The 8,115-nt window shown below is 28.6% G+C and carries 12 protein-coding genes and 1 pseudogene; all 13 read right to left on the minus strand.

Annotated features, from left to right (window positions below; all coding sequences use genetic code 11):
• Positions 1-39: 39 nt before the first annotated feature.
• The gene (rpmH, locus tag RI76_RS01745) at positions 40-186 is read right to left on the minus strand and encodes a 50S ribosomal protein L34 (protein ID WP_017191894.1); all 147 of its coding nucleotides are present in this window, start codon (positions 184-186) and stop codon (positions 40-42) included.
• Positions 187-291: 105 nt separating this feature from the next.
• Complete coding sequence (locus RI76_RS03320; RefSeq protein WP_261974335.1) at positions 292-453, minus strand: hypothetical protein; 162 nt, start codon at positions 451-453, stop codon at positions 292-294.
• A 49-nt stretch (positions 454-502) separates the two neighbouring features.
• A pseudogene (locus RI76_RS03325) lies at positions 503-892 on the minus strand (peptidase M28); the annotation flags it as partial.
• Positions 867-1,355 (minus strand): hypothetical protein, encoded by a 489-nt coding sequence (locus tag RI76_RS03330; protein WP_261974336.1) that lies wholly within the window; start codon positions 1,353-1,355, stop codon positions 867-869. The gene RI76_RS03330 and the pseudogene RI76_RS03325, both read right to left, overlap by 26 nt.
• An 89-nt stretch (positions 1,356-1,444) precedes the next feature.
• A complete protein-coding gene (locus RI76_RS01755; protein ID WP_017192423.1) occupies positions 1,445-2,023 on the minus strand; it encodes a hypothetical protein in 579 nt (192 codons plus the stop codon).
• Positions 2,024-2,057: 34 nt separating this feature from the next.
• Entirely contained in the window at positions 2,058-2,726 is a 669-nt protein-coding gene (gene rplT, locus RI76_RS01760; protein ID WP_017192424.1) for a 50S ribosomal protein L20, read from the minus strand.
• 38 nt (positions 2,727-2,764) lie between these two features.
• Positions 2,765-2,953: a 50S ribosomal protein L35 gene (gene rpmI / locus RI76_RS01765; protein ID WP_017192425.1), complete on the minus strand. Its 189-nt coding sequence runs from the start codon at positions 2,951-2,953 to the stop codon at positions 2,765-2,767.
• A gap of 31 nt (positions 2,954-2,984) precedes the next feature.
• A complete protein-coding gene (gene infC / locus RI76_RS02890; protein ID WP_026072047.1) occupies positions 2,985-3,539 on the minus strand; it encodes a translation initiation factor IF-3 in 555 nt (184 codons plus the stop codon).
• Between the two features lie 413 nt (positions 3,540-3,952).
• A complete protein-coding gene (locus RI76_RS01775; RefSeq protein ID WP_017192427.1) occupies positions 3,953-4,756 on the minus strand; it encodes an ABC transporter ATP-binding protein in 804 nt (267 codons plus the stop codon).
• A gap of 4 nt (positions 4,757-4,760) precedes the next feature.
• Positions 4,761-5,804 carry an ABC transporter ATP-binding protein gene (locus RI76_RS01780; protein WP_017192428.1) on the minus strand — a complete coding sequence of 348 codons (1,044 nt, stop codon included), beginning with the start codon at positions 5,802-5,804 and terminating at the stop codon, positions 4,761-4,763.
• Positions 5,805-5,833: 29 nt separating this feature from the next.
• Positions 5,834-7,099, minus strand: coding sequence for an ABC transporter permease (locus tag RI76_RS03335; RefSeq protein ID WP_017192429.1), 1,266 nt, complete (start codon positions 7,097-7,099; stop codon positions 5,834-5,836).
• A complete protein-coding gene (locus RI76_RS01790) occupies positions 7,096-7,668 on the minus strand; it encodes an ABC transporter permease (protein WP_315971949.1) in 573 nt (190 codons plus the stop codon). Before RI76_RS01790 ends, RI76_RS03335 begins: the two co-directional genes overlap by 4 nt.
• Positions 7,626-7,973: a hypothetical protein gene (locus RI76_RS01795; protein WP_152411654.1), complete on the minus strand. Its 348-nt coding sequence runs from the start codon at positions 7,971-7,973 to the stop codon at positions 7,626-7,628. Before RI76_RS01795 ends, RI76_RS01790 begins: the two co-directional genes overlap by 43 nt.
• Between the last annotated feature and the right edge of the window lie 142 nt (positions 7,974-8,115).

The following is an 8,115-nucleotide window of genomic DNA, read 5'->3' on the forward strand; positions in this document are numbered from 1 at the left end:
ATTTTAAAAAATAAAATAATAAATTTATCTAAATTATTGTTAATTAACCGATGAAACAGTTAATTTTGCACGTCCTTTTCTTCTTCTTGCAGATAAAACACGACGACCGCCAACAGTGGCAATTCTTGCTCTAAAGCCATGCGTTCTTCTTCTTTTAATTTTACTTGGTTGATATGTTCTTTTCATAAAAATTCCAAACCTTCTTTATTTTTTTGTTAGTCATTGTTGAAAAAAATATTAAAAATTTAAGATAACTTCCGTTAATAGCGACTTTTAAATGGTAAATTTTTATCAATTTAATAAAATATCTTCTACTTTTTTATCATCTAATTTTTGCACCAATAAAACTAAAAGTTTGATTGTGTTTTCGATGTCTTCTTTGTGGATGATAGAAGCGTGAGAATGAATATATCTGGTCGGAATATAAATGACTACAGATGCTTGCGCCTTCATTTTGTATATGCATAGAAGCGGCTTCAGTTGTTCCTCCGGATGGAAGCGGTTCTTGAAAAGGTATCTTATTTTCTTGAGCTATTTCCATAATATAATCTCTTAGCCCTTTATGAGCGATCAAACCTTGATCGAAAAAAGATAATTGAGGACCTTGTCCTAAAACTTTTTTAGAAACGTTTTTATCGCCCGGAACATCATCTGACACTCCTACATCAACAGCTATAGCTATTTGGGGTTTCACTTTATTAGTGCTAGTTTTTGCACCTCTTAAACCAACTTCTTCTTGTACTATAAAAGCGCCAACACATTGGTTAGGATTGTTTTTTAAAGTTTTTAACACTTCCATCACCACTAAAGCGCCGGCACGATTATCAATCGCTTTCGCTAATAAAAAGTTATAATTACCTAAAGTTCTAAATTCTGTGTAAGGAGTAACCATATCCCCCTAATCTTACACCTAATTCTTCAGCTTCTTCTTTATTTTGCACACCTAAATCTAAGAATAAACTGCTCATTTCGGGTTTTTTGTATCTTTCTGACGGAGCCAAAGAATGAGGAGGTTTAGCGCCTGTAACGGCGAATAAAACACCTTTTTTAGTATTTATTTGCCATGTTTGGGCTAACATTACTTTAGAAACCCAACCGCCGATAGTTTGAAATTTAACAAAACCTTCTTTAGTGATTTCGCTAACCATCAAACCAACTTCATCAACATGTCCAGCAAGAACTATTTTAGGACCTTTATCGCCTTTATAAGCTAATAAACTGCCTAAATTATCGTATTCAATTTTATCAACTTGACCTTCTACATTATTTTTAATGTATTGGTTAACTGCTTTTTCTTGACCAGAAATACCATTCAACATGGTTAAATCTTTCATTTTTTGTAATAAATCAGACACGACAAATCTCCTTTAGTTTATTGATTATAAGTTTATTCATTAGACGGTTTTACATTAGGTTGTGAATTGTTTTTCGCTTGTTCTTTTTTTCAATTTTTTTCTTTAATAACTTTATACGTATCTTTAACAAACAAGAATAGGTAAACGAAAAATATAATTGCTAATGCAACTGATAAAGATTGTAAAATAGTATTTTGCAAGTCAAATTTTGCTCCTAATAAATAAGAACTTAACCCGAAAAGCATCAAATAAGAAAAAAAGGCAAAATTAGATTTTTTTTGTTCTTCTTTAGTATAATACACATAAATTTGAATTAAAAAATGAACTATAAAAATATAAGCGATGATATTAGTCAATTCAAACATCTTAGCTATATATTCATTATTAATTAAAGGTTTTGCAGATAAGCCAACAGAAATCAAACTTAAAACTGCACTTTCTATAAAAAATAAAAACTTTATAAAGCCTTTATTTTTTTTTAAATTAGCGAAAGCAAAAAAATAAGCAAACAAAATAATAGAAATAGCTAATAAAATATTGCTCAATTGCCACCCTTGGTATTCAATTTTGGTAGGGTTCCATAAAGAATAAGAGGCAACAAAAGAAAAAATTGCTTTTAATAAATTCAAAACGATTTTGCGTTTAGGACTTGTTTTTTTCATTTCCATATATTATAAAACACCTTTCTTATGTGTTATAAATTTAATTTTTCTTAATAACTTTTTCAAGAGATTTAATCAAATCTGCTTTTTTCATTTTATAAGCGTCATCTATATTATATGTTTTAGCTATTTTTTTTAAATCTGTTACAAGCATTTTGTTTAAGTCTAATTCTTCATTTTTTTCAACTTCTGCTTCTTCTGGCACTTCTTCAGTCGATTCAAAATTTGATTCAACTGGATGATTTTCTTCTAATTGAACTTTTACTTCTTTTTTTGTTGTTTTTTCTGATGTATTTTTTTCCTCTTTTTTTGGAGTTTTATTAGCTTTTTGTTGCGCTAAAATAAATTCTTTTTTCGCTAAATGTTCTTTAACTAATTCAACATAACTAGCAAACATATCGGGTTCTTGGTAAGCTATATCAGCTAATATTTTACGATTAACTTCTACTCGGGCTAATAAAAGGCCATGGATAAATCGTGAATAACTAATGTTGTTATTAATACAACCAGCATTAATTCTAGTAATCCATAATTTTCTAAAATTACGTTTTTTCTGTCTTCTATCTCTATAAGCGTACTGAAGCGAACGCATAACTTGTTCGTTAGCTGTTTTATAAAGAGTGCTTTTAGAACCGAAATAACCCTTCGCTAATTTTAATACTTTTTTACGACGTTTATGTCTTGCGTTAACAAAATTTATTTTAACCATCTTTTTTCCTTCTTTCTTAGTTAAATGTTGAGATTATATTAAATAAGATGTTTAATTCTTTTTACATCAGAAGGATCAACTTGTACAACCCCTCTTAATTGTCTATTTTGTTTAGTCGTTTTAGAACCTGCTAAATGGTTTTTATAAGCATGTCCTCTTAAAAATTTGCCTGTACCTGTGATTTTGATGCGTTTTTTCAAACCTTTATGAGTTTTTTTCTTTATCATAATTACCTTCTTATATTAATTCAAATTTTAGTTATTTTATTTTTTTAGAATTTAAGGGAACTAAAAGAGCCGACATTTGACGACCTTCTAATTTCGGAAATAAATCAATTTTAGATACATCTTTTAAATCAGATATAATTTGTTGAAAAACTTTTTTACCTAATTCTGAGTGAACTATCATTCTTCCAGGAAAAAACATAGTTATTTTAACTTTGTCGCCTTTAACTAAAAAATCACGAACTTTTTTAACTTTGTATTCTAGATCGTTAGCTTGAATATTAGGACTAATACGCAGTTTTTTCAAAACCGTTATATTTTGTTTTTTTTGAATTTTCTTTAATTTTTTTTGTTGATCATAATAAAATTGAGAATAATCCATCAAACGGACAACTTTAGGATTTGAATTACCATTAATTAAGACAACATCTATATCTTTAGAATCAGCTAAATCAAGTATTTTGGATTTTTCAAAAACGCCTATTTTATCGCCTTTTTCATCAATAACTAAATATTCTCCGTAAGGTATATTTTCATTGAATAAAACATCAACTTTTAAATTATCTTTTTTATTTTTCTTGTATTTAATATCGAATAAACTCCTTTTTTAGAAATAATATTTTTTTCAAAATATTTCATTTTATAAAAAACTAAATTAAAACTAAATTAAAACAAAAAAGTACTTATCATAAAGTACTCTCCGGATAAAACCATAATAAAAATAAATTTTATTTAGCTGTTACAAAAGACAACTATTATTTAAATTTATTGTGCTTTTCGCCTAAAAATTATCACAATTTTTCAGGCAGAGGAGAGAATCTCTTCATTTTCACATTTTTTATTTCATTTTTTTAATACAAATTAATTATACAATAAAAATGCCTTTTATCAACGAGAAAATATTGGCCTTACATTTTTGAACCAAAAAAAATTTCAATATCTTCTTAATGTCGTAAGAATAAAACAAAAAAATAAAACTAAATTGTTGAAAAAAATTTAGTTTTATTTTTGATATTTGTGCGGATCAGGTTCATAGATAGCATCAATTAATTTTTTAGTATAAGGATGTTCAGGATTTGAAAACAATAAATCGCTAGTTTTTTCTTCTACTATTTTACCTTTATAAATCACTATAATACGGTCGCAAAAATATTTAACAATCGATAAATCATGAGAAATAAACAGCATAGTTAAAGATAATTTTTGATTTAATTCTTTCAATAAATTAATAATTTGCGCTTGAATAGAAACATCTAAAGCAGAAACAGGTTCATCGGCAACAATTAATTTAGGTTCTACTATTAAAGATCTAGCGATAGCGATACGTTGTTGCTGTCCGCCTGAAAATTGATGAGGAAAACGATATAAATCTCTTTCGTTTAAACCTACTAAAGCGATCATTTTCTTAATTTTTTCATCAATAATTTGTTTATCTTTGATTTTTTTTGCATAAAGGTCTTCGGCCAAAATTTCTTTTACTAACATTCTCGGATTCAAGGCAGATGCGGGATTTTGAAAAACCATTTGTATTTCGCTTAAAAGTAGTTTTCTATTATCTTTAATTTTTTTGTTATTTTCAGCTAATAAATAATTTTTATCGCCATTATGGAAAAGCAATTTACCTTTGGTAGGATGGTAAATACCTGTAATAATTTTACCAATAGTAGTTTTTCCGCTGCCCGACTCTCCTACTAAGCCAACAATTTCGTTTTTATTAATTTTAAAATTAACTTTTCTTAAAGTTTCAAAGCCATTAGGAAAAGTGAAAGAAATATTATTAAAGTCTAAAACTGTTTTGTCAGACATTTTATTAAATAAAACCTCCTTTTCTTCTTAATAATTGGATAAATGCAGGCGCTTCATATTTAGGTGCCAAAGAGTGGAGTAACCAAGTGGCAGCGAAATGAGAAGCGCTAATCGGAAACATAGGAGGTTCTTTTTCAAAGTCTATTTTCAAAGCATAAGGATTTCTAGGAGCAAAAGCATCTCCTTGAGGGATAAAAGTTAAAACAGGCGGTTGACCTTTAATAAAGTTTAAATTTTCTTCTTTAGTATTTAAATTCGGCATAGATTGTAATAAAGCCCAAGTATAAGGATGATGAGCATTATAAAAAATATTGTTTATTTGACCTATTTCAACAATTTTACCAGCGTACATAACTGCTACTCGATCAGCCATGCTTGCAATAACTCCTAAATCATGAGTAATGAAAATAACTGACAATTGACGTTCTTTGGTAATTTTTTTAATTAATTCTAAAATTTGTTTTTGCACGATAGGATCTAGAGCAGTAGCGGGTTCATCGCAAATCAATATTTCCGATTCATTAGATAGTGCAATAGCTATAACTATTCTTTGGCATATTCCCCCTGATAATTGGTGCGGATATAGATGATATTTATTGTCTGCCTCATCAATGCCCATTTCTTTCATCAATTGAATTGTTTGTTTTTTAAAATCAGCTTTAGAATAATTTTTATTGTCTCTTTTAGCTTTAATTTTGAAAACCTCTTCAATTTGTTTGCCAACCTTCATTAAAGGATTTAAACTAGTCATAGAGTTTTGAAAAATCATAGTAATTTTTCGCCCTCTAATCTGATTGAAATCCTTATCTGTTATCTTGATTAAATCCTGATTTTCATACAGTATTTCACCTTTTTTAACAATAGCGTTAGAAGGCAAAAGGCCTGCGATAGATTTAGAGGTGATAGATTTTCCGCTGCCTGATTCGCCACAAATAGCAAAAATTTCCCCTTTTTGAAGGGTAAAATTAACCCCTCTCAAAGCGTAAATCATACCTTGAGAAGTGTTAAAATTAATTTGTAAATCGATTATTTTTAAAATATCGCTCAAATTGCAACTCCTAATTAATTTCTTTTTTATTAAACAAAATTATCAAATGCGTCTCTCAAACTATTGCCTAATAAATTAAAAGATATCATAATATATATTAAAAAAATAGTCGGATACACAGACAAATGAGGATTTAATTCGATATCGCGAAAACCACGATCTAATAATTCTCCGACACTAAGTCCATTAGGATATTTGATAATACCTAAAAAACTATATGTTGCTTCGCTTAAAATAAAACTAGGAATAGCTAAAGCAAAAACAGTTATTAAAAGGCCAATAGTATTGGGGAAAATTTGTTGAAACATAATTTTTAAATCATTAGTGCCCAACATGCGAGAAGCTAAAACATATTCTTTATTTTTGTACATTAAAAACTGAGCACGAGAAATATTATAAAACGGAATCCAGCCTTTTACTAAAAACGTTATCATGATAGTAGTAAAAGAAACGCCCATTTTTAAAGTTAAAACGATAACTAAAGCTATAAAAGGGATTAAATTTAAAAAATCCACTATTCGGCCGATAAAAAGGTCTGTTTTTCCACCATAATAACCAGAAAAAGAGCCGATTAAAATGCCTATGATCAAATTAATCACAGAAAAGGTAAAAGCTAAAGCTAAAGAAGTTCTAGCTCCTTGACTAATTGCACTCAATAAGTCTTCTCCTCGATCCGTAGTTCCAAACCAAAAATACACATTTTGAGGTTTTTTATCGAAAAAACGTTCAAAAATTTTGAATTTAGATTTATATAAACCGTTAGAAGTTTTTTGAGAAGAAATAATGCTGTTATTTGTTTGCGCTTGATGGAATTCTGTTTCTGTCAATAATTGATCTTTTTGAGCAGATAAATATTGTTTATATAAATAAGCATCTACTTTGACAGCTTTTTTGCCTTTTTCGCGAGAATCTTTGGTTTTTTTAACAATGTTTTTATCAAAAGTTTCAATATTGGTTATTTCTTCCTCATAAACTTGAATAGTTTTTGTTCCATCCAAAATGCCTAATTTTTCAATTAATGGTGTTTTGGGCGGTAATTTTTCAAAAAAAATTCTGTTTTTAGATTGGATATCTTTCGGCATAGTGTCGATTAAACCGCCGAATAAACAAAACAAGAAAAGAAAGAAAAACATGGCTAAAGCAACTTTGGTGCTTTTTTTCTTAAATAATTGTTTTAAAGAAGCGCGATAATAACCTTTTTTAGATTCTTTATTTGTTTGGCTAACTTGTTTGCCAGATGAAGCATCAACAGAATTATTTTTAGCCCATTGGAACCCTTTTGAATCTAACTTCATATTTTTCCACCGCCTAATTTAATTCTTGGATCGAATAATGTATAAGAAATATCAGCCAAAATAACAGCTAAAACGCTAATTAAATTATAAAAAACTAAAGAAGCCATAATTAACGGCTGATCATTTTCTTGATAGGCTTCGATTAAAAGTCTACCACTACCATTAATAGAAAAAATTCTTTCAATGATAAAACTACCAGTAATAATGCTGATTACTTCATAAAATAAAAACGGTGCAAAAGGGACTAAAGCGTTTTTCAAAGAATGCTTGTAAGTTGCTTCAGCAAAAGAAAGCCCTTTAGTTATAGCTAATAAAAAATAATTTTGATTAACTTGTTCGCTTAGTTCGGCTCTTACTTTTCTAATCCACATTACCATGGTAGTTAAAGTAATGATGAAAATAGGTAAGAAATAAGACATTGCTCCAAAGATGAACCCTTTAGTCGACCATTCTGAAGGCGTTGCCACTTGATAAGGAAAAAAATGCCAACGATAAGCAAATAAATATTGTAATACAAAAGCGATAATTAAGGTAGGAAGAGTGATGAATATAATAGTAAATAAATTAATTCCGTGACGTGATCAATCCAAGTATCTTTTTTCATAACAGCCAATATCGCCAACATGACGCCTAAAGGAACCGAAATCAAAGTAGGAATTAAATTCATTTTCAAAGTTGTAGGAATTTTTTCCTGAATAATTTCATTCACAGAACGATTCCTTTTGACAGAAAAACCAAAATCTCCTTTTAAAGCATTTTTAGCCCAAAGATAAAAGGATTCTAATAACGGTTTATCGTAACACTCTTTTTCACAAATAGATTTCCACGTTACATCATCCATTTTGGGGGGTCTTATTGGTTTGACAACAGACATTTTAACCAATATAAAGCTTGAAAGAGTAGGTGATAAGTGAATAAAGTTGTTTTTCTATTTAAATAAAAATTAAATAAAAGGAGATTTAAATGTCTAGAAAAAGAAGTTATCGTAAATCTTTTAGAAGAAATAAATTAACATT

Origin of the sequence: Milkweed yellows phytoplasma str. MW1, from assembly GCF_000309485.1 — a bacterium.
Taxonomy (GTDB): Bacteria; Bacillota_I; Bacilli_A; order Acholeplasmatales; family Acholeplasmataceae; genus Phytoplasma.